The organism is Porphyromonas somerae (assembly GCF_022845615.1).
In the GTDB taxonomy this organism is placed as follows: domain Bacteria; phylum Bacteroidota; class Bacteroidia; order Bacteroidales; family Porphyromonadaceae; genus Porphyromonas_A; species Porphyromonas_A somerae.
The window spans coordinates 1744739-1769220 of the sequence record NZ_AP025559.1; the positions used below are offsets into that span (position 1 = coordinate 1744739).

The 24482-nt window shown below is 43.7% G+C and carries 9 protein-coding genes and 1 pseudogene; 7 read left to right on the plus strand and 3 right to left on the minus strand.

What is annotated here, in order from left to right; all coding sequences use genetic code 11:
• The first annotated feature begins 6 nt into the window (after positions 1–6).
• The 4 genes from MWL85_RS07555 to MWL85_RS07570 are packed head-to-tail and all read left to right on the plus strand — an operon-like array spanning position 7 to position 5574.
• Positions 7–1791: an ABC transporter ATP-binding protein gene (locus MWL85_RS07555; RefSeq protein WP_244400256.1), complete on the plus strand. Its 1785-nt coding sequence runs from the start codon at positions 7–9 to the stop codon at positions 1789–1791.
• Positions 1784–3508, plus strand: coding sequence for an ABC transporter ATP-binding protein (locus MWL85_RS07560; RefSeq protein WP_394802120.1), 1725 nt, complete (start codon positions 1784–1786; stop codon positions 3506–3508). Before MWL85_RS07555 ends, MWL85_RS07560 begins: the two co-directional genes overlap by 8 nt.
• Before the next feature lie 21 nt (positions 3509–3529).
• Complete coding sequence (locus tag MWL85_RS07565) at positions 3530–4315, plus strand: outer membrane lipoprotein-sorting protein (RefSeq protein WP_244400258.1); 786 nt, start codon at positions 3530–3532, stop codon at positions 4313–4315.
• Complete coding sequence (locus MWL85_RS07570; RefSeq protein ID WP_244400259.1) at positions 4315–5574, plus strand: DUF1302 family protein; 1260 nt, start codon at positions 4315–4317, stop codon at positions 5572–5574. Before MWL85_RS07565 ends, MWL85_RS07570 begins: the two co-directional genes overlap by 1 nt.
• 237 nt (positions 5575–5811) lie before the next feature.
• Here MWL85_RS07570 and MWL85_RS07575 read toward each other — a convergent pair.
• The 3 genes and pseudogenes from MWL85_RS07575 to MWL85_RS07585 all read right to left on the minus strand — a co-directional run.
• Positions 5812–10443, minus strand: a pseudogene (locus MWL85_RS07575) (DUF2958 domain-containing protein); the annotation flags it as partial.
• A gap of 436 nt (positions 10444–10879) precedes the next feature.
• Complete coding sequence (gene topB / locus MWL85_RS07580; protein ID WP_244400261.1) at positions 10880–12952, minus strand: type IA DNA topoisomerase; 2073 nt, start codon at positions 12950–12952, stop codon at positions 10880–10882.
• A gap of 48 nt (positions 12953–13000) precedes the next feature.
• Positions 13001–14380 (minus strand): DUF3945 domain-containing protein, encoded by a 1380-nt coding sequence (locus tag MWL85_RS07585; protein ID WP_244400262.1) that lies wholly within the window; start codon positions 14378–14380, stop codon positions 13001–13003.
• A 365-nt stretch (positions 14381–14745) separates the two neighbouring features.
• On the opposite strand from MWL85_RS07585, the gene MWL85_RS07590 reads away from it, so the two are divergent.
• From MWL85_RS07590 to MWL85_RS07600, 3 genes are read left to right on the plus strand one after another with little or no spacing between them, the layout of a single operon-like run.
• Positions 14746–19164, plus strand: a complete 4419-nt coding sequence (locus tag MWL85_RS07590; protein WP_244400263.1) for a hypothetical protein — start codon at positions 14746–14748, stop codon at positions 19162–19164.
• The gene (locus MWL85_RS07595; protein ID WP_244400264.1) at positions 19161–21233 is read left to right on the plus strand and encodes a fibronectin type III domain-containing protein; all 2073 of its coding nucleotides are present in this window, start codon (positions 19161–19163) and stop codon (positions 21231–21233) included. The genes MWL85_RS07590 and MWL85_RS07595 overlap by 4 nt, the downstream gene beginning before the upstream one ends.
• Positions 21230–24439: a T9SS type A sorting domain-containing protein gene (locus tag MWL85_RS07600; RefSeq protein WP_244400265.1), complete on the plus strand. Its 3210-nt coding sequence runs from the start codon at positions 21230–21232 to the stop codon at positions 24437–24439. Before MWL85_RS07595 ends, MWL85_RS07600 begins: the two co-directional genes overlap by 4 nt.
• The last annotated feature ends 43 nt before the right edge of the window (positions 24440–24482 follow it).

Here is a 24482-nt window from a genome sequence, read left to right on the forward strand (position 1 = left end):
ATCATAATGAGTAATACAAACAAACAGAAGAAGCCGTCGGTATTGAAGCGATCACTCCACTACGCAGGTAAGAAAAGGTATATGCTTCCGCTGGCGATGGTTTTCTCGGCCCTCTCGGGTATTTTGGTGCTGATGCCTATGGTCTATATCCATAAGATTGTCAGCGGGATTATCTTGAGTGGTAGTGTCGATGGGGGAGCCATACGATACTACGCCATTCTGGCAGCGAGTTTTGCTGCAGCAGGAATGCTACTCTATTTCTGTGCATTAATGGTCTCCCACCTCTTCGCTTTTGAGGTAGAGGCCAACATCATCAAACTCAGCGTGAAGAAGATGATGGCGAAACCTTTGGGCTTCTTTGCCAATCGTGAAAGTGGCAATCTCCGCAAGACGATTGTCGATGGGGCTGCAGAGACCCACACGATGCTGGCACATCAGTTGCCAGACCTCGCCATGACGATTGTTTCGCCCATCGTGCTATTGGTCTTCTTCTTCCTTTTCGACTGGCGGCTTGGTCTAGTGAGCCTTGTCCCGATGGTCATAACCGTTCTATTGATGGCGACTATGGCGACTCCAAAGAGCAAGAAGTTGCGGGAAGAGTATTACGAGGGACTTGCCAATCTTTCTGCCGAATCGGTAGAATATGTGCGTGGCATTCCAGTCGTAAAGACCTTTGCCCAGAGCGTGGAGAGCTTCGATCGTTTCTACTCACTCATCGTAAAGCTGAAAGATTTCGTGGTGCGGTGGAGCATGGGGTTCAAGAATAAGATGTCGCTGTACGAAGCCATTTCAAGCTCTACGGCATTCTTCTTGGTGCCTGTTGCCATTATGATGATCACCTCGGGAGGTGATATGCGAGAGGTGCTGGGTAATTCCGTTATCTATCTATTAATAGGGCCTGTGTTCGGTGTCTTTATGATGCGAAGTGCCGCCATGCAAAACTTCATCTACTTCGCAGAGTTGGCGTTGGATAAGATTGACACAGCTTTGGATTATGAAGACCTCACTTACGGCGAAGCAACAGCTGTTGGAGAGGGCTTGGAGTTCAGAAACGTCTCCTTTTCATACGGAAAAGACAAAGTGCTGGACAATGTATCGTTTAAGGTGAACAAAGGTGAGACTGTTGCCCTGGTGGGAGCTTCAGGAGGAGGTAAGACCACCGTGGCACGTTTGGCAGCTCGCTTCTACGATGCCGATGAGGGCGACATCTTCATTGGAGGTACCAGTATCAAGGAGTATAAGAAAGAGGCCTTGAGCCAAAAAGTAGCTTTTGTATTCCAAATGTCTAAGCTCTTTAAGATGAGCCTAAGGGAGAACTTATTACTAGGTGACCCCAACGCCAGCGATGAGGAGATAGAGCAAGCTCTCGTCAGAGCTGGAGCCAAAGAGATTGTCGATAATCTAGAAAAGGGCTTGGATACCGTATACGGCACTAAGGGCACCTATTTTTCAGGTGGCGAGATCCAACGCCTTTCTATCGCAAGGGCTTTCCTGAAGAATGCCGACTTTGTGATACTTGACGAGGCAACCGCTTTTGCAGATCCTGAGAACGAGCATATCATTCAAACCTCGTTCAAGGAACTATCAAAGGACAAAACCACACTGATGATCGCACATAGGCTCTCCACGGTGATCAATGCCGATAGAATCCTAGTAATGGAGAATGGCAAAATCGTGGAAAGTGGTACGCATAACGAATTATTAACCCTAGGCGGTGTCTACAAAAAGCTGTGGAGCGAGTATCAAAAAGCCGCCAATTGGAGAATAGGAGGAGACTATGAAAATGAATAAGTTCTTTAAGCAAAAATACGCCATGTCGGAGCAGGGTGCGAAGAACCTGCAGAAGTCTATCTTCTCGCATACCATCCTAAATCTGACCAAGATGTTTCCGCCCATTATCGGATTTGTCTTTTTATTCCAGTATTTGGGCAGTTTGGAGGGTATCCCTGCACCAGTAGAGCTGACCCTAGTAGACTATATCGTCATCATCTTAGTGATGCTGTTGGTGATGTTTTTTGTGGCAAGGTGGGATTACGTACGCCTTTACGACAATGTCTATAATGAAAGTGCCAACTCACGTATTGATATAGCCAACCGTCTGAAGAAACTGCCTCTCTCATATTTCGGCAAGCGTGATGTATCCGACCTCTCGGCGACGATGATGAGCGACCTGAATCTCTATGAGCAAATATTCTCACACTCCGTGCCGCATATCTATGCCACATCCATTTCCACGGTGATTATATCTGTAATGATACTCGCTTATAATTGGCAGCTCGGATTGGCGGCATTGTGGGTCATCCCCGTCTCGCTACTACTCTTTTCACTTTCCAAGAAGAAACAACGGAATGATGTGAATGCCTATGTGAAGACCAGTCGTGACGTGCTTGACGGCTTACAAGAGCAGATTGACCAGATACAGGAGATTAAGTCCTATAATCTAGAAGAGCGGACACTGAACGAGTTCTACCACAAGATGGATGGTAATACTAGGAATAAGGTAAAGATGGAACTCTCCGCTGGTATTGCCACCGCACTGGCTGGTATGCTGATGAAGCTCGGAATCGTCTCGGTGGCGATTGTCGGTGCCAACATGCTGATTGCCGGACAAATCAATATTCTGGTCTATATCGCCTACCTCATCCTCACGGCAAGCATCTACGTGCCTATAGAGGGCATTCTGTCCTTTATGGCTATGATCGTGACACTCGATGGTGTGGTGGCACGTATCAAGGAGATCAAGACTATGCCTATTCAGGAGGGCAAACAAGAGATGAACCCTAGGGATTATAGTATAGATTTCAAAGATGTAGTATTCGGTTACGAGGATTATACCGTCATCAACGGCGTGAGCTTCGCTGCGAAACAAGGCGAGGTGACAGCGTTGATTGGGGCTTCTGGAAGTGGCAAGACCACGCTGACCAAGTTGGCCGCTCGCTTTTGGGACATACAGCAGGGCAAAATCCTACTTGGTGGCGAGGACATTAGTCAAATAGACCCCGAAACACTGCTGAAGAACTACGCCATTGTCTTTCAGGATGTAGTGCTATTCAATGCCAGTATCAAAGACAACATTCGTATCGGCAAGAAAGGAGCAACGGACGAGGAAGTGACTCGTGTCGCCAAAATTGCCCGCTGTGATGAGTTTATCGATCGTATGCCTGATGGTATTGATACCGTCATCGGGGAAAACGGCGAGCGACTTTCTGGTGGAGAACGCCAGCGGATCTCCATTGCCAGAGCCCTCCTAAAAGATGCACCCATCATCTTGATGGATGAAGCCACGGCCTCGCTAGATGTGGAAAATGAAAGCCTAATACAAGAGGCTTTGTCGGAGCTGATCAAGGAGAAGACAGTCATTGTTATCGCTCACCGCATGCGTACCATTCGTGGAGCCGATAAGATCGTGTTGCTCCATCAAGGTAAGATTGAAGCAATGGGTACGGATGCAGAGTTGCGGGTGCAATCGGCTACTTACAGGAAGATGCTTGAAAAGTCAATGGGATAAATCAACAACAAAATATCAATCATGATGAAAAGAATTATTTTAGCAAGTTTGGTGGTCTTGGCTTTTGCCACTACGGCAATGGCCCAGACGGGCAGAGAGATTGCCCAAAAAGTAAAAGACCGTCCCGATGGCGATACCCGTCAATCGGAATTGGTCATGAAACTGATCAATAAGCGTGGGGCGATACGCGAGCGGAAGCTTATCTCTTACTCCATAGATGTGGGAGCGGGGAAAAAAGACCGTAAGAGTATCATGTTCTTTCTATATCCCGGAGATGTAAAAGGAACAGGCTTTCTCACCTGGGACTACGACAATCCAGATAAAGACGATGACAGATGGCTCTACTTGCCCGCTATGAAGAAAACCCGCCGCATCAGTGGCTCCTCCGCCAAGCAGGATTACTTTATGGGCAGTGACTTCACCTATGATGATATGGGCAGTCGCAATGTAGACGAAGACTCCCACAAGTTGCTGGGCGAAGAGACTATTGACGGACACAAGTGCTGGAAACTGGAATACACGCCTAAAGACAAACGTGAGATCTACTCTAGAAAGGTGGCGTGGATTCGTCAAGACTGCCTTATCGCCGTTAAGGTGGAGTACTACGACAAGATGGGGAAGCTACACCGTCGCCTTGAATTGTCGGACATTGTGAAGGTTTCTGGTTTTTGGATTGCAAAAAAACTGCATATGACCAATGTTCAGACTAACCATCAGACGATTCTTGAGTTTAAGGATCCCAAGTTCAATACCCCTATGAACGAGGCTCAATTCAGTGTAAGCACCTTGGAAAAAGGCCGATTCTAATGACAGATACAACTAGTCATTCAGCAAAATTCTTGTTGCTGTTTATTCTCTTCTTGCCCCTGCATATCGCATGGGGTCAAGAAGAGGTGGCTTCATCGTGGCAAGTCAAAGGATTTGTGGATACCTATCATGCCGTCCGATCCGAAAAACCGAACAACTTTATGTCTTCGCGCACGAGAATAAGGGGAGAGATAGGTAAAAGTTTTGAAGGCTCTTCGCTTTTTGTCTCATTCAACGCAACTTACAATGCATTATTAAAAGAGCATACAGGTTTTGAACTGCGGGAAGCGTATCTTGACCATAGAGATGACCATTGGGGCTTTCGCCTTGGGCGACAATTGGTCATTTGGGGGGCGGCAGACGGTGTGCGTATTACCGACTTGGTCTCTCCTATGGATATGACAGAGTTCTTGGCACAAGACTATGATGACATTCGGATGCCAGTCAATGCCCTACGCCTTTTCGTTTTTAACGACAAAATGAAACTGGAACTGCTTGCCGTGCCAACCTTTGAAGGGTATAAACTACCTACCGACGCAATAAATCCATGGTGCATTTTACCCAAAGATAGCCCACTGCCTATTGCCTGGGAAGAAAATGGGAGCCATCCCAGTCTTCATTTTGCCAATATCGAGTATGGCGGAAAGCTATCTTTTACCTTGCCTGGAGTGGACTTTTCGCTCTCCGCATTGCATACGTGGAACAAGATGCCCGTGTTTACGTATCGCCCTACAGATACCCACATTGTCGTTTCTCCGCAATACTACCGAATGGGATTTTTCGGAGGAGACATATCCAAACCTCTAGGGCAACTGGTATTACGAGGAGAAGCAGCCTTCAATGTGGGGAAGCATTTCAGCTATAGACCTGATGCGTCTGATCAAGAACAAAAGGGATTCAACACTGTGAATTATCTCGTGGGTATCGATTGGTATGCCCCCAAAGATTGGGTGGTGATGGCACAGTTTTCCTCTGAAAGCATCCTAAAGTACGAAGACCAGATTGCACAGCCGCATCACAATTCACTCCTTACGCTCAATGTGTCGAAAAAGCTGTTGGATAACACTCTACAACTCTCCAACTTCACCTATTTCGACCTCAATCATAAAGGTTGGTTTAGTCGGTTTACTGCCGCCTACTCTCTGAATGACTTCATTCAGCTCTCTCTCGGGTATGATTGGTTTGGAGGCGATGAAGGTATGTTCAGCACGTACAAAAACAATTCAGAAGTATGGGCGAAGGCAAAATATAGCTTTTAATCGAATGTAATGAGCAAAGCAAACGACACCAGCTGAATAGCACAACAATAGAATGGCTAATTCCTACTGATTTTCATAAGAGAATCATTATCTTTGCAACATAGAACGGCGTGATCTTTGAAGCACTGCAGAATGAAGAGAGGTAAAGAAACTTGCTCGTTTCCAACTCGTAACCCTTTTACACTACACTCTTTTCTACCCTATTGATTATCTGAAAGATACAAGCTTCTTAAATCTTTTGCGGGCATAGTCCGTTGCGATCAGCATCTTAGCTTTCTCCTCCTTTTCCGATAGCTCATCTCGTCCCAAAAGAGTTGCATCCCCTGTCTTGGCGAACTCCATCAACTTGCTGATAAACTCTTCCTGCTCGGGTGTGGGCGGTATGTTATGCAATATCTCGTTCTTCTCTGGGCGGTCAATGCCGATATCCTTAGCGGTACGATAGTCACAAATCTCCGCATAGAAGGCTGCCAGCTCTGGCACTTTGATAAAGGTTCTGAAGCGTTCCTTCTGTATGATGTCATTGGTGATGGAAAACTCGTAGTCGGTAGACTTCTTCGCAAAGACCGCAGCCCAAGCATCAAAGCTATTGATGCCTTGCTTTTCGAGTGCTTGAGGACGTAAGTACTTGAAGAGCAGATAGAGCTCTGTGAGTGAATTGCTGATGGTCGTACCACTGAGGAAAGTAGCTCCTAAGTCTTTACCCGACCGCTCCTGAATGGTACGTATGGCAAAGAGCATATTGAGTGCACGCTGTGAACCTTCTGGATTACCTAAGCCAGAGACTCGGTCGTGGCGCGTGTTGAACATCAGATTCTTAAACTGATGACTCTCGTCCACAAAGAGGTGATCGATGCCCATCATTTTGAAGTCCACAGCATCATCCTTACGCTCGGCAATACTATCTTGAATGCCTTGTAGTTTGGCTTCGAGGGTCTGCTTTCGCTTCTCCAAGCCCTTGAGCATCGCTCGGGAAATGTCCGCACCTTGCTGACGAAGGACTTCTAGGTTTTCCTCTATAGAGTCTTTCTCCTTTTGCAAGATTGCCTCCTGTATCTCTAAAGCTTGAGGTATCATCCCAAACTGCTCATGGGTCAATATGATGCAATCCCAATCGTTGTTCTTGATGTCGTTAAAGATGCGTTGGCGGTTTTGCTTATTGAAGTCGTTCTTGCCCGGATAAAGCACTCTAGCATTGGGATAAGCCTTTCTAAAAGTGTCGGCAATGTCGAAAACATTTGCTTTTAGTCCGATAATCATCGGCTTGTTTGCTAAGCCCAAGCGTTTCATCTCATAAGCTGCCGTACACATGATGAGGGTCTTACCAGCCCCTACTTCATGGTCACAAATACCCCCGCCATTGGTTTTGAGCATCCATACGGCATCCTTCTGACTCTTATAGAGGTCAGAGATACCGAGTCCTTTCAGATTTAGATCGGGAAAGGATTGATGCGCGCCGTCAAAGTTGGGACGCACGAAGCAGTTGAATAGCTTATTATATCTGTCGGATAGTTGTTGCTTAAAGCTCTCTGGCGTTCTGCCTAGCCAATCCACAAAGCCCTGACGTATCTCCTCTATCTTAGCATTAGCCATCTGTATCGCATGCCCATCACGCACTTTGATAGTTTTCGTCTCTCCTGTCTCTAGATCTCGCACCTCTTTGTTCTTATTGATATCGGGGATGGTATTGTGTAGTGCATGCTTTAAGAGATTAAGCCCATCATAGCGTCTGAACTCTCCCTGCACAGCATACTTATGCCAAATGTTGCCATTGCGTCTATCACATTGCAAAACATATTCATCCATCGTACTCTGATAGGTGACGGTGATCTCTGTCTCAAAGAATTCTGAAGCAAAAGCACTATAGACTTTAGCTGGTATCCACCGCTCCCCAAGATTGAAGTCAAGCTCAGCAAAGGGTATCGGTGTAGGTGTGGCAACTCGTAGGGCAGCTAAGCTTTGCTGTGCTTCTTCATGATCAGGATGATCTAATAGCCACGACTCAATCTGCTCGCTCTTCTCTATCACATTGCCTGAGATAAACTTGTCTGCCACCTCGTAACCATCTACTTCTGGATTGTAGTAGATGCGTCCCTCTAGGGCTGAGATGATGTCACTCTCCTCCATATCGGGGAGGAGCGAACTCATATAGTCTAGCTCCACAGAGCCATACTTATTCAGAGAAGAGACGAGAGCTTCCGTGGGGTCGGCAGCTACTGTCACCTCTGTAGTGGCAAAAGCGGTAGGATGATCAAATATGTCTGCCTTGATGTATTCCCCCTTATCGGATCGCTCTAAGAAGAGTATCTCGACCCCAGTTGCATCCATCTTGATGAGGTCTGTATTGCTCTTCTGATTAAGATACCCCCAGCGACTAACGAAGTCGTCATAGAGCCGATTGAGCTTTATACGCTCCTCGCTATCCTCACATCTATTGTTCGCTTCGTAGTCGTATAGCCGATGATAACTCTCTCGTATCTCGATGTACGCTTTGAGCTTGGTTAGGCGCTCATAGGGTAAGTCCATCGGATGAAAGGTGGGCTGTCGCTTCAGATTGGAAAGATACCCCACTTGTCCATTTTGCAGCACGATCGACCCATCTCGTAGATGCGAGTCGGGCAAAGAGAGGAATGGACGAGGTGAAGCATCAAATGACTTCTTAACCTCTGTAACTGGCTGTACTTCTCTCTCCCCTTCTGCAAAGTCAAATAGAGATGGCTGCTCGATTGAGGAGAGCTTAGTACTTCTTTTTGCTCTTGGACGCTTTACTGAGCTTTGCTTAGGTTTAGAGGCTGCCTGTTGCTTATTGACCTCTTTGATTTCCCTATTAACACGGGCGACCTCCTGCGTCCAAAGTTCGTACTCTTCGGGAGCAAACAAATAACCGGCCTTTTCCAGACCGACATCAGTAGTATCCATCACGGGATGATGGTCGTCATCAAAGTAGACCATCTGTCCGCCCATCTCTCGTGGGGCTTCTAGGTCTGTACGAATATCTGCTTCGTACTGATGCTGTAGCGTTAGAGCTGGCACACCTTCAGGGGCTGGCTCTAACATTGAAGAGACTTGCTCCTGCTGGGTGGGTTCTACCAATTCACTCTTTTCGATGGAGTTGACGGGAGTTCCCTCTGAAAAGGACTCCTCCACGACCTCTTCCGCTTGGGTTTCTGTTTGTACTGCCTCGTTAACTACAACAGTGTGAGCTTCTGCAACCACCTCTTTGCTATACCGTCCTTGGACAAGCTCTTCTAACTCGGCTATCTCATGCAGTGCTGTAGGAGAAAAGTGAAGGTCACGCTCAATCCCCAAACCATGTATCTTGACCTCTTTCATTTCGTCCAAGGAGATATAACCGAGCTCCCAACCGTAACCCATTGTAACTGCTCCAAACCCAAGACGTTCTTCTGGGTTGTACTCTAAGAGGTAGGCTGTATAGGCTCCCAGCGGGAAGAAGTATCGGACATAAGCTGTGCGGTCGCCAATGAGTTGCTTCTCGGTATCATATAGCTTGGGGAGTTGACTCTTAATGCTATCAGGCATTAGATCATAAGCGTTGTCTGTTTCTTGCTCCTCGTCTACTTTAGAATCCACCTCAGGCAATCCGACTGTTACGCCCAGCTTACGCAATTGCTTCTCGGCTTCATTCTGTCGCTCTTCCTCGCTCATCGCTATTCCCGTCTCATAGAGCTTGCGGTCAAAACGTGCTGTCACATCTTGTGTGAGCTGTATTCGGAGACTCTCAGCCAGTTCCTCCATAGTTCCCTCAAAGCGATATTCCCAAGTTGGCTTGCCGTAAGGGTCTCTACCCAGTTCACGACTGGTGGCTATGGTGCGAGGTGCCACATCATCCCACGAACCCTCGAAAAGTGAGTTGTGGTTGAATGCCATAGTAAAACCATCCCCCTTGGGTACAGCGACTGTCTGAACAAACTGCTTCTCCAGCTCCTCGCCAATCTCCTTGCCCGACTGCTTTTGCAAGACAATCAAGTCGCTTCCGACTTCAGTTCCTGCCTGCTCGCTAAACATACCTGATGGCAGACGGATAGCAGAGATGAGTCGGCTGTTTTGCATCAAATAGCGTCTGATTGGCTCATTTAGAGCTGCATCGAGTACGCCTTGTGAAGTGATAAATGCAACGAGACCTCCCTCTCTAGTGCAGTCCAAGCCCTTTACGAAGAAGTAATTGTGAATGGCTCGTGTTGACTCCTTTTTGAAGAGATCATTTCCCCTACTGTACTCACGGTCATAGACCATAAAGTCTCCAAAAGGGATGTTGCTGGTTACGAGGTCATACTTCTCCGTCTCTTCTAGGGGAGCTATCGCTTCAAAGGGCTCATTTCGCACGAAGATGTTGCCCTCGCCATAAGGGTGCAACGCTTGACTGATGCGAGCCGTGAGCAGATCTTTCTCCAAGGCATCAACAATGCCCACCTGCTTGGCAAATGTTTCGGCAAAAGCACCCATCCCCGAGGAGGGGTCAAGGCACCGTTTGAGCGTCGCACCACTTGTCGCGAGAGCATCTGAAATAGCAGAGACGATACGTCTATCTGTATAGAATGAGGTGAGCACACTCGCCTTGATGCTCTCCCAATACCGCTTGGCGGTGTGAGCATCGACCGCTTCCCGATAGATCATCTGCTTGAGCCGTTGTGTCGGAGCAAAGAGTTCTTGCTCCGATTTGCTCCAATAGCGGATGTCCGCTGGCGTGTCTGTGCGGTTCAATACGCACTTCAGACCTCCGAAACCTTGGTAGCCACGCAAGATGCGTTTCTCCGCTTCGGTAGCCATACGATGCTCTTTTTCTAATCGTAGCACCACACGGATTGCTTCTGCATTTGCTGCCAAAACGGCTTTCTTGTTGTATGCCATAGAGGTACTCTGTTTGTTGATGATAGTTGTTAGCCATGGTGGGAGAAGGTCAATCCCACGAAATGGATTGAGATACCTTCCACAAGAATGGAAGTACGATTACTTGATGTATTTGCTCTTCACGTGAATTGGTGGAGTCTAGTCTGAGTGGAAATGTTGTCCCCCCCCCCCCGTCACTCCTCAGTTTCATCCGTATGGGAAAAGTTTCCCATAGGCTTGGCACTGGAGTTTCTTCCCTATGAAACTAGAGTTTCTTCCCTATGAAACTAGAGTTTCCTCCGTATGAAACTGTAGTGCCAACCCCTATTGGCACTACATCTCTCCGCTAAGAAACCACAAAGGCTCTCCAATCGGCTTCCTATTAACTACGATAGAACATGTGGGGAGTGTCGTGAGAGATAGTTGTGGCACTGAGCTAGATCTCTTGTGCGGGCTATCACTTCTTACTCTTTTGCTCGAATTCAAATTTGGTCGAACTATCCTCTTGTAGAACCAATCGGGCATTGAACTTCTTACCAGCCTTGCTCGTCAAACCTTTCAAGATGGGTGTACGCCCCTTGCTTATGAGGTCTCGGATATTCTCTTCAGAGAGATACGTACCGCATACTTCTCGGAATATGTGGAAATCACAATCATCATTCTTGCATCTCGCCACCTTGGCATAGATCCCCACACTCTCACGACCACACTTAGGGCAGTGATATGTAGGGTACCTTTGTTGCCTAGATGCAGGTGCGAGTGAGAGCAACTCCTCGCATATGGTGGAGACGTAGGAGTTGATGCCTTGTGCAAACTTACCAGCATCCATACTTCCTGCCTCGATTGCTGCTAGTGCCACCTCCCATGCTCCTGTCATCTCCGCATTGGCAATGCGTTTGTCTTTAACGATTTCATAGACGGCTAATCCTTTCTCCGTTGGGACTATGCTTTTCTTCTCCCTACGGATATAGTCACGCAGGATGAGTGTCTCAATGATGTTGGCTCGTGTGGCAGGTGTGCCTATGCCACACTCTGCCAAAGCCTTTTTACTTGCAACATCCTCTACCTCCTTGCCTGCATGCTCCATAGCAGAGAGCAGGGTCGCTTCTGTATAGAGTGGCTTAGGCTTGCTCTTTTGCTCGATTATGTCTGCTTGTTGGATGGCTAGCGTTTGCCCCTCGGTCAAGTTGGGCAATGAGGACAAAATAGGCTCGTCCTCCTCGCTCTCTTTAGGCTCTTGAGGAGTGGCACTCTGTACAGATTTCCAACCCCAAGAGACTTGACGGCACGCTTTCCAAACATAGCTGTTGGTCTCGTCCTTGAGTACTACCTGCATACGCTCCTCTTCAGAGTGCGCCGAGAAGGCTTCTGCGAAGCGGGTAACAATCATTTGATAAAGCGTGGTCTCATCTACCGACAATACCGATGCGGTTTCTCCCGTGGGGATAATGGCATGGTGGTCGGTAACTTTGCTGTCATCTACAGAGTGGCGATTCAGCTCTTGGGGTAATGGTGTGCCAATCTTGCGAAGGAGGTCGGGAACTTCCTCAAAAACATCTTCACTGATATATCGGCTACCCGTACGGGGGTAGGTAGTGAACTTCTTCTCATAAAGCGACTGTGCGAGGGTGAGGGTCTTATCTGCGGAGAAGCCGTGACGTACATTAGCCTCCTTTTGCAGAGCGGTCAGGTCATACAAGAGGGGTGGAGCTGTATGCGTCACCTTTCTTGTGACCTCTGTGACCGTAAGCGAGCCGATACTGCGTAATGAAGTGAGCGCAGTTTGGGCAGCAGCTTCATTATCAAAGTTCTGTAGGCTCACGGCTTTGATGGATAAGCCCTCGTCCTCTATCATCGCAGTGAGCTTCCAATAAGGAACAGAGGTAAAGTCTCTATGCTCCATATAGCGATGACACACCATGGCCAAAGTTGGAGTCTGCACTCGCCCTAGTGAGTAGCCTCCACGGTAAGCAATGGAGAGTGCTCGGCTGGCATTGATTCCCATCAACCAGTCAGCTTCTGCTCGTGCTTGGGCTGCGTAGTAGAGATGGTCATAATGACTCCCTGGCTTGATATTCGCTAGCCCCTCTCGGATAGCTTTGTCAGTAAGAGAGGAGATCCATAGGCGATCAAAGGGCTTGTGACTGTTTAAGTGTCGGTAAATCCAACGAAAGATGAGCTCACCTTCTCTTCCGGCATCTGTTGCCACAATAATACGATCTGCCTGATTAAAGCAGGAGCTTATTGCCTTGAGTTGCTTGAGTGCTGCAGGGTCTTCGTGGTACTCTTTGTCCTTACGCACTTGTCGGACAATGAGCTGGAAGGGATTGGGGCAAATGGGCAACTCTTCTGCTTTGTAGTTAGAATAGCCGTAAGCTTCTGGCATGGCAAGTGTAATGAGGTGTCCCATAGCCCACGTGACGAGGTAACCGTTTCCTGCTAAATAACCGTCTTGCTTTGTTGTCGCTCCAACGATTCGGGCTATATCTCTTGCTACCGAGGGTTTCTCAGCAATAATACATGTTGTCATAGTCTTTGAATGGATTATGGGTTACATCTTACGTCCTCGAGACTTCTTCTACTTGTTCTCGTCCTGCTTCTGCTTTTGTTCAGCAGTGGGTGCTGTTTGCCCCTTTTTCAGTGGCTCTTTCACCTGCTTGGTAGCTTCGTTGGTTTTGCCGTGGTTATTGACGGCTACTTGCGTTTTGTGCTCTTCCGCCACGGTTTCGACCTTACCCGTTCCTTGCTTCTTGTCAGGGTTCCATTTGTAGAAACGGGGGCGGTTCTGCTCTTTGTCCATACGGACATAGGCATTGAAGGGTTGTCCCTCTTTATCGATCATGTTTTTGAGGTAAAGTGTGCGACCGTTGTCTAAGGCTTCTCGTTGCTTCTCTGACAGCTCTAGACCACAAAGCTTGCGAGGTGCCTTGCCTTGTTGACGATCTTGTTGCTGTTTCTGACGCTCTTTGAGACTCTTGTTCTCTCCGAAGATGAACTCAATGCCTTTCTTCTCTGCATTGACTTGAAGTGTAGCATCGAAAGACTTGCCACTCTTAGCGGTCATTCCTTCTATTTTCACCGCTTTGCCCTCCACTAGATCTTTGTATTGCTGGTCAGAGAGCGTGACGCCTTTGATCTCTTGAGGAATGCTTACACGGTCGGCACGCAAGGCGATAATCTCATTGGTCTGTGGGTCGATGGAGACGTAGGCTGCAAAAGGTTCACCGCTCTTGGGTGTTACCTCGATGGTTTTGCCGAGATTGCCGGTTGCGAGTAGTTGCTCCTTCTCTTCGGGGGAGAACTTGTAGCCCATATAGGGGTAGTCGAGCTGTGGCTCTTTACGCATAGCGTGTATGGCTAACCCGATATTGCCCTCATTATCTGTGCGAAAAGCAAGGCGAGCCTCTGTGTAGATAGTCGTGTCTCCAATGGGGATGGCTATGGTCACGAGGTTGCTCTTTTGCCAATTGAGCATCTTCTCCAGCTCACCACTCTGCTCTAACCGCTCACGGGAGAGTCCGAGACTGTCGAGCATCTTCCAGTCTACCTTGTCTGCATCAATGGCTGTGCTCTTCTTCTGCTGTGGCAGATAGTCTTCAAAGGGTACACCGACCTTTGCCAACTGCTGTCTGCTTTCAGGAGTCTCTCGGTTTTGGAGCAGAGTACGCAGGTTATCTACGCCTTGCTCTACATTGCTCGCCAACACTTTGTATAGCCCGAAATGGGAGGGGTTGTTGAACTGCTTGAGAAAGTTGGTCATGAAGTTCTTCAGTAGTCCATCTTTGCTGTTGAACTTTAGAAATGCTGCCTGATTAGCTTCAAGTGGCTCAGTTGTTTTGAGCTTGCCCTTATCATCAATGCCCGAAACGATGGTGAGCTTCCCCGCTTCTTGCTGGTTCTTTACCTCGGTGCGATCCTCTAAGACCAGCACGTAATTGTCATTGCTATTTGCTTCCATAAATCACTCTTTTTGACGTTAATAAATCGCTTCGAGTGGCAAATATATAAGCTAAAGCAATACAATTTCCAAAGCGTGATACGCAGGGAAATACAATTATCAATTATGAAACTCTTTTGATTCTGTATGGAAATTTTTACGCGATACGAGTTTGAAATTAAAAGTGTTCTTTGATCTGGTTGGAGTTGAGAATTTTAGATAAGATTGCACTTGGAATTGTTGGCACTACTATATCTGACTAAATTAGACTCTTGATTGTGAATATTAATAAAAAACCGTACCTTTGCGGTTAGTATATATTTGGTTTTCAATTAGTCATTTATTTATTCATGATTAACCTTCCTGAGATTAAAGGAATCGACGATATGAATTACGCAATAAAAATTATAATTTCATGTCTTTTGTTTTCTGTGTTTTATTCTTCATCTGCACAGGTGCCTATAAATAACGCTCATATTGCTGATATCCAAAACATTCTGCAGATTGTAGGTGAGAAAAATTCGTTTGTTGAAAACCTTAATCATATTGACAACAATGTTTTGCCTATAGGTGTTAAAAGAACAATTTCTGGAGTAGAAATAACTGTTGCAATCTCTGGAGTGAAATGGAAAGCTGGTTCAGCATTATATTCCGTAGTAGCAAGAGCAATTATTCCTCAAGGACATGATGGTAAACGTCAGGTCCTATTTTTTGGTGCAGACAATATTAAAGGGAATCAACAGGGGGGATTAATGGATTCTTTCAGACTATCTCTATTACAAGATGTGAATATCGATTTTAATAATGGATATATGACGCTTGTATTGAAAGGGGGGCAGGATAAGAGAGCAGGAAGAGCAGAGGGGCAAACTTTTATGGAAGTCGATTGTGGTGGATTTAAAAGTTTTGGTTTAGATGCTGAAGTTGTCTTTCCTGAAGATTTTCTGCTTCCAATAGTCAATGGAGAAAAAGTTAGAGGTTCATTCAAAACTATTGTAGAAGATTGGAATGATATCGTTGTTGATATAGATATTGACCCTTTTCAAATAAAAGGGTTACCTGGTTTTGAATTTAGTCTAGAAACAGTAACTTTTGATTTTAGCGATAAACGTAATAGTCAAAATTCAGTGTTTCCACCTGAGTATGATTCTAAGTACTTGTTAGGTCAAGAAAACGTAAACCTATGGAGAGGTGTATATGCAAAGAATGTTTCTATAACATTACCGAAATCATTTCATACCAATACTAATCAAAGGGTTACTTTACAGGCCGAAGATTTAATCATAGATGATTATGGTGTGTCTTGTGCATTTACTGCAAATGATATACTTCCATTTGATAAGGGGAGTGCGGGAGGTTGGAAATTTTCAGTTGATAAATTTAAGTTTGGTCTTGAAGCAAATAGACTCATTGAAGCAGGTTTTGAAGGAAAGATTGGCTTGCCATTTAAAGGGAATACAACAGCTCTTGGATACGTAGGTAATATTAGTGCAAATAATGAGTATTTGCTTGCTGTAAATACAACTGATCAGCAAGAATTTGATTTTTCATTGTTTAATGCTAAAGCAAAGCTACTACCTAATTCATTTATCGAACTAAAGATGGTAAAAGATCAATTTTTACCTCGAGCTGTTTTGCATGGAGAAATGGTATTTTCTGATTTAGGACAAGATGCTAAGAATTCATCCACTGTTCATTTTCGCAATTTACAGATACAGACCATCGAACCATATATTCAGGTAGATAACATGGGGTATGATGGGGAGATAAAACTTGGTAGCTTTCCATTGTCTATTGATAAGTTTACATTATCAGGTCAGGGTAACCGTGTTGAGATAGGAGCAGGGGTGAAATTAACATTAGGAGACAAACTCTTTAATGGAGGGACGACATTGCGTTTTGCCTCTAAGATGCTAGACATCGATGGTCGGAAAGAGTGGGTGTATGATGGAATGAAAGTTGATGCCATCAATCTTGATGTTGATATAGCAGATGTCCTCAAACTAAATGGGCAAGTCAATTGGCACCGAAATGATTTGATATATGGTGATGGTTTTGGTGGAGATTTGCTATTGAAGATCACTGACAAACTACCTATAAAAATGACAGGTGGTTTTGGGCGAGTTGAAGATTTGAGTTATTGGTATGCACAAGGTAGTATGGAGACTCCTCTTGGAATTCCAATTTTTGCAGGTATAAGTATTAATGGTTTTTCAGGCGGAGTTAGCCAGCATATGGTATCAAGCAGTAATATTATAACAGAATCTTTACACCCCATGACTTACAAGCCAGATCGAAATGCAGGGTTAGAACTAAAGTCAGCAATTAGCTTTGCAGTTGCGAAGAAGATAGCTAAAGGAAGTGGCGGATTTGAAATCGCATTTAATAAAACTGGTGGATTACGATATGCAGGAATATACGGATATACAGAGTTCTTGCAAAAAGATGAAATAATTCCTGATACTGATAAACTAGCTTCGTTGCTTCATAATATGCAAGAAAAAGAAAAGGTTATCTTAAATGATACTGGCTCTTTATTGTCGAAAGCTACTAATTTTCTAGGCGTTTCTAAGTCTCTTATTGAGATTCCAAGTAATGTAAAGCCTGGAATAAGAGGTTATATCGGAGCAAATATGGACTTCAATAATAAAATTTTTAAGGCGACTTCAGAAGTATTCGTGAGTGATCCTGCAAAGATAGTTACCGGAGTTGGTCCAGGAGGTCGTGCTGGATGGGGGGAACTGTATGCAGATAGCAAAGAGTGGTATTTGCATATTGGACGTCCAGACAATAGGGTCGGACTAAGGATGGGGCTTGGAAAAATTTTGGATGTCCGAACTGGAGCATATTTCATGGCAGGTAGTAGAATACCCGAAATGCCAGCACCACCATCTCAAGTTGCTAATATTTTAGGTTATGAGTTAAATGCCCTCGCTCGTGGTCGTGATATTGATGCTTTAAGTAGAGGTAATGGATTGGCTTTTGGTGGCGATTTGAGAGTCAACACAGGGGATTTGACATTCTTGATGATGTATGCAAATTTTGATACCGGTTTGGGATTTGACATAATGCTTAAAGATTATGGAAATCTTCAATGCAAAGGCAGATCTGGTGTACTTGGCTGGGATGGTTGGTATGCTCAAGGTCAGGCTTATGCATATTTGCAAGGCGAATTGGGTGTGAAAATTAACTTGTGGCTACTGAAGACTAAGGTCCCAGTAATTAAGGGTGGTGCTGCGACACTACTTCAGGCAGGATTGCCTGATCCTTCTTATTTTAGAGGATATCTTGGTGTCAACTTAAATATCTTAGGGATTATCAAAGGAAAGGCTCGTTTCAAATTATCAATAGGGGACGAATGCGAACCTGTCTATCCGGGAAGTTCGCCACTTGAAATGCCGATAATAAGTGATTTCTCAGCCTCGAACGGAGACTCCGATGCAAATGTATTTACGATGCCTCAAGCACGATTTGTGATTCCAATGGGGAAGACTATTGAAAGTACAACTGAGTCTGGAACCACAACTTACCGAGTCGGTCTAAAGGATTTTATACTGAGAGACAAAGAGGGAAAAACGATTGAAGGTAAATTGGTTTGGAACAAGTATAAAGATGCTGTCAGTTTTCAGGCAAAAGAAATATTACCTAGTCGTACAGAGCTTGAAGCTATTGTCAGAGTTGGCTTTGACGAATTGAAAGGTGGAAAATGGGTAAAAGTTATGACAAGCGGTAAGGAAGCTGTAGAGGAGCGTTCATGCTCATTTATTACGGGTGAAGCTCCGAATGAGATTCCTATATCAAACATTGTATATTCATACCCGGTCGTAGACCAAAAGTATTTCCTTACAAATCAGAGTCAAAAGGGAACCATCCAACTGCAATTTGGACAAAAATACCTTTTTGCGAAAGGATTCGATTATAAGATATGCTTCGAGTCTGTTGGATCACCTACCATTCGTACTGATTTTGTTTACAATGAAGAGACAAACAGTATCGAATTTGAATTGCCTCATCTTAACAAGCAAACTGATTATACTATGCGGATTGCATACTCAAGCCAAGGTAATAATGAGATAATTGAAGATAGCTCGGTAACTCTTGAATCAACAGAGGATGCTTCTATAACAGCTGTTCAGAAAAAAGCGCAAGCAGGGACATCAGATGCCAGTGCTGAGATTTTGAAATATACTTTTGCGACAAGTGTTTATTCCAATTTTGTAGAAAAGATGGAAGACATTAAGCGTAGTACTCAAGACAAAATCTTTGATGTGGCGGGAAGTATGCAATTGACATCAAGTGTGGATGCAAAAGAAGCATTTGATGAAGCTGAAATTGTAGGTGTAGACAAAACACAATTTATGCCTTTGATTAAAGTTAAAGCAACACTTGAAGAACCGTATTACATGTCAGTTCTGCCATTACTTTATGATGGTTACCCGTATGCGGGTATTAGACTCCAGAATAGAGACGAAAATATCATGGGTATACCCCCATTTTTCTCAGTACTTCCAAGTGTGAAGTATTTGACCGATTTTGAATCAGGAATTAATAAGGGTCAGTTTGATTTTCCATATACATATGATTCGTCAATTGTCATAGATAGAGACTTCAGAGAATTACGCAATATTGTTGTTAATAATTCAACGAAAGTCAGTCAAGGTGTTTTCAAGCGACTGGCTACTGCTTCTTTGCCTATTCTTAAGTATGGAAAATATAAAGTCCTTTTGACTTATGTCTTGCCGGATGGAACTGAATGTGAAACAATTGAGTTCATGTATAACAATTATTCAGCGCTAAATAAATGAAGATAATTATCAACCGATTCGTTTTTCTTGGACTCCTTGTTATTCTTCCCATTATTTATAGCAAGGCACAGGTGTCGCAAGATTCTGTGGTCAATCAAATTTTAATGCGTTCTGAAACTCATGAAGATAAGATTTTACTTCGATGGATTGCACCCAATGCTAAAACATGGCGACTTTTGAATGTCCATGGAGTACGGCTAACACGTACTACCATTGCTAGGGATGGAAAGATTTTATCAAATCCAGAAATAATAGTTTTGGGAGATTCACTGAGACCTAGAGAGAGTGAACAACTGAAAGCAATGATTCAAGAGTATCCTATGGGAGCTGTTATGGCTCAGGCTATTTTCGGCGAAAGTTTTGAGGTGTCCACGATGGATGATGGTATAGGTAAGGTTCTTGCCCTCAGCCAGGAAGAAGAACAAAGATATATGTTTTCACTTTATGCAGCAGATCAGTGTTTTCCTGTAGCTTTGGAGATGGGATGGGGTTGGCAAGACTCAAATATTAAGCCCGACGAAACATATCTTTACAAGGTTACTCCATTATTTCCTGTAAGTGACATTGCACTCAATCCGGGAGCGGAATATGTAGTACCGACAGAATTAACTAAATTCTCGGCACCTTTGGAGTTAAGTGGAAAGTTCGGAGATTCATCTGTAATGTTAGCTTGGAATTATGAGACTCTTTCATTTTTGTACCCAAGTTACCTTGTAGAAAGATCAGAGGATGGTATTTCCTTCTCTTCATTGTCAGATTTACCAATTACTCGTATGGGAGAAGTAAATAATACGCATACTCCTATTACGTATTTGGATTCAATTCCCAATGATAAGACTTTCTACTACAGGGTGGCTGGTATTACTCCTTTTGGAACTATCGGTGCTTACAGTGATACAATAGTCGGAGTGGCATATCAGCATTTGGATAGCTCTCCCATTATTTCTTCATCAATTCCGGACAATGGCGATGGATGTAATTTTACCTGGTCATTCAATGAAGATGAAGAAAAATTACTGAAGGAATTTCGCTTGTTAAATTCTCCAGATAATAAGCATTTTGTGCCTTTGAAAGAGGGCATTGCTCCTTATCAGCGCTCATTTCATTTGACAGAACTGAGTGCAGATGCGCCATATTACATCATTGAGGCTTTAAGTAAGAGGGAGGAGTCAAAACGATCCTTTTCGGTATTGGTTCAAAAACCTGATAGTATTCCCCCTGCTATTCCATCGGGATTGATTGCAAATATAGATAGTCTTGGAGTCGTACAAATATCTTGGGATCCTAATAAGGATGTTGACATTTTAGGATATAGACTCTTCAAAGGGAATGCTAAAGGTGAAGAGCTTGTCCCTATCAATGATATTCCCATAAGTCAAACATTTTATGTCGATTCCGTGGATATGGTAGCTATGAATACTCATGCTTATTATGCTATAACTGCAGTTGACAAAAGATATAATCAATCAGAGTTAAGTGCTGTTATCGAAGCAAAAAAGCCAGAAGTGATACCACCTTCTCAGCCAGTCATAAAGAATATAGAACCATTAGAGGGACGAAATGTAATTATGTGGGAGTCAGGGCATGAATCAACACTATCAGGGTTCTTATTGATGCGTTACGAATCTGGGTCTTCTCTTCCAATACTTATAAAGATAGATGATCCTCAGAATACTAAATACGAAGATAAAAATATAAATCCGGGCATCCAGTATAGCTATACAATCACAAGCATCACGAGTGGGGGATTAAGATCAAAACCATCAAATCAATACGAGGTCACATCTTACAATCTAGTTTCTACAAAATCAAAAGATAAGACAGATTTTTCTTTAACTATGGATTTGCGTGGTGTTACACTGAAATGGTCAACCGCAATCAAGGATATCTTATCTATTTCGATATATAAGAAAGTTGATTCTGATAGTTATTCGCTTTTAAGAGATTCGCTTAATACTAATGGGGAGTTTATAGATAATGACATACAATCACTTCCGATATCTTATATGTTAGTGGTTAAGAAGAAAAATGGTAGCCCAATCAAATTAATCAAACAGGCATTACGATGAATAGCATAATTAAACCGTCTTTCTACGCACGTCTTCGTACAATCTTTATATTTCTATTTTTCTGCATTCCTTTTATCTCCTCGGAAGCTCAAAACTATGTCTTTGAGTATGATGTGGACTTTATGTTTGATCAGCGAAAAAGACGGTATTACCATAATTTATATATATCCACTCAAAACGGCAAGGGGGAAGTTGAAGTAATGGCTTTTAATTTTTATAAAACTCAGAAAGGCAGAAGGATAATGGGAAAGGAATTAATCCCAGCAAAAGATGGTTCTATTACTAAAATTCGAACGGTAAGTCTTCGTGAAGTAAAATTTGCGTTATGGTTTCCTGATTCTTCTGGAAAACATTATCACACTCAGTATGAAGCGAAAGATGGTCAATATGACTATTCTGTACCCATTGGCATTGAACCTATATTTCCTCTATTCAATACAGATGAATTTTCATCTACGAAGACCAGGGTTTTCAGGGTATATCCAGAGCTTTTGTTTGATAAACCTAATGTGCCTAAACAATTGTCGTATGATAATAAAGTCGTGATACCTGCAATCAAGGGTTTTCCTGCGAAGGTATATCAGTGGCAATATTCTTTGGATGGTGGAGTAACGTGGAATTTTGTACCTCAAAACTTAATAGATAGTTCAAACCCTGAACTTTTAAAGATCTCTGGTAGTGACTTGGTAAGTGAGGATGAATTCATTAGACACATTCTGGATGGAGATAAATTTGCGGTAAGAATCTATAATTCGGTACAACCTAGTGAGTCTGAAACATTGGATCTTGCTATCTCATCACCATATATAACAGATGTTCGCACGGAATTGCCACTCTGTCATGGAGAGACGAATGGTCAAGCGATATTTACTTTGAGCCGACCATTGTATCTAGGTGAAGTCTTAGAAGTGCTACAAGACAATGCAGTTCTTCGTTTTGGTGATGATTCGGGTGTAGATCTTAATGCCGACAATCAATTTACAGTCAGTAATCTTGCCGCTGGTGCATATTTGTTTAAACTTAAAGGTTCACTGAAGGGATTTTCCACCTATAGTGATGCGCCTGATCACCAAAGGTTAATAGAGATCAAGGATAGGCCACAAATATCTGTTACTGTCACGCAGTCTGATATCAATTGTCATGGTGGAAGTGATGGACAGATTTCTATATCTTGTACTGGTGGCACCGGTCAATTTAAGGCAAATCTCATTAATACTGCCACACAGGCATCTACAGAGATCAATGGATCCTCTAGTGCTCCGATTGTCTTTACTCATCTTTCAGCAGGTACATATCAGGTCAAATTATTGGATTCAAATGGTTGTATGATGAACCAAAATCCACTTATTGCTGAAGTCACTCTTTCTCAACCACCGACCTCAGTGTCATTAGCATTACTTACTAAGACTCCCCCTAAAGCTCATAATTCTTCTGATGGATTGTTGTCCATTAGAGTGAGCGGAGGAACTCAGATGAGTGGAGCAGCCGGGTATAATGTCACATGGAAGAATGATAAAGGTCAGACATTCTCAAGTACCAGTACTGATAGAGATGGAGAGACATATACATATGTATTGAGTGGAATACCTGCAGGAATCTATACTGCTACTGTTGCTGACGCACGTTACGCTTCATTATCTATAGGTGCAAAGACGATTCCCTGTGGATGTTTTGCAGAAGAAACGTTTGAGTTAAAAGGGCCAGATCCTTTAATTGTTGAGATTGAAGAAAGCCATTTTATTAATTGCTTTGATAGCAATGAAGGAGAACTAACTGCTCTTCCTAAAGGAGGAGTTCCATTTTCCACTGGAGATACATATAAGTATCAGTGGTATCAGGTTACAGATACAGGAGAGCAACCATTACCCAATGGTCAGACAAGTATTGCTGGACAGCTAAAGACGGGGAAGTATTTGGTTCAGATTACTGATGCCAATGGTATTGTCGCTCGTTCTCAAATTTATTCACTTGAGCAGCCGACACCTCTTGAGGTTACTTTTGAGACTACTGCACCCGGTTGTGCCGATGGAAAAGGACGTATCAAAGCCATTGTCAAGGGTGGTACTGCACCATATACTTATCAGTGGAACGTTGAAGGAGAGACAAAAGATGTACTTGAGAATATTTCCGGGGACAATTATTTTCTACATCTTACTGATGCTAGGGGTTGTACTTTCGATCAGTCTGTCGAACTCAGTAGTCCTACAAGTCTCAAAGTGACTTCTGAAGTGAAACATCCCGGTTGTAATGGAGAAAAGGATGGTGCCATAAAACTTGCAGTTGAGGGAGCCATTCCACCATATACTGTAAAATGGGATGATACTACTGAAACAAGCCTTGAGCGAAAAAATCTACTGGCAGGTATATACAAAGTTACTGTAACAGATAGTCAAAATTGCCCACAACATTTATCAATATCTTTGAATGAGCCAAAAGAAATTCAATTGGCTCTTTCGGAGCCATTCACACTTTGCAAAGGTCAATCTAGATTAATTAAAGCAGAATGTCCACATGAGGGTGTAAAGTATTCCTGGCTTCTTGATGGTAAGATTTTGCCTACTACTGAGGCTCAGCATATAGCGACAAAAGGTGGATTATATGAAGTTATTGCCACTACTGAGAATGGTTGTAGCAAACGCGCAGCAGTGAATATCGCTGAAGCTGAAAATGATTTTGTTCTAGACGTTGCGATTCCTTCTATTATTGAGCAAGGGGCAGAGATACATGCTGTCAATATTAGCAAGACCGATGGAGGTACTATCGAATGGAGAATTCCAAATGAGGCTAAACTAATCAGTAGCAACAACGAAGAGGCTATCTTTATCATTCCTACTGTCGGAAGATATTCCATTTCTGTATTGGCACATACCAATAATTGCACGGTTGAGATCATACAAAGTATCGAGGTCAAAAAGCCTGGTGAGATTGATGTTCCTAAGGACAATAAAACCCCTTTGATTACCAAATTTGTGGTTAGTCCTAATCCAACTAATGGACTTTTTCAAGCAAGAGTAGAATTAAGAGAACCTGTCAATTATACACTATCCCTTTATGATACTGAGGGGCATCTGATACAAGAGTTTGTAGAGAGACGAGTTAAGCTTAATACTCATGATTTTGACATCAGTAGGTATCAGCTCGGTACGTATGTTCTTAGATTATTTACCGATGAAGAGCAATCGGCATTGAAGGTTGAATTGCAGTAAATAAGTAGTTCATGTTTTAGGATTAATATTCCTATATAGTAGT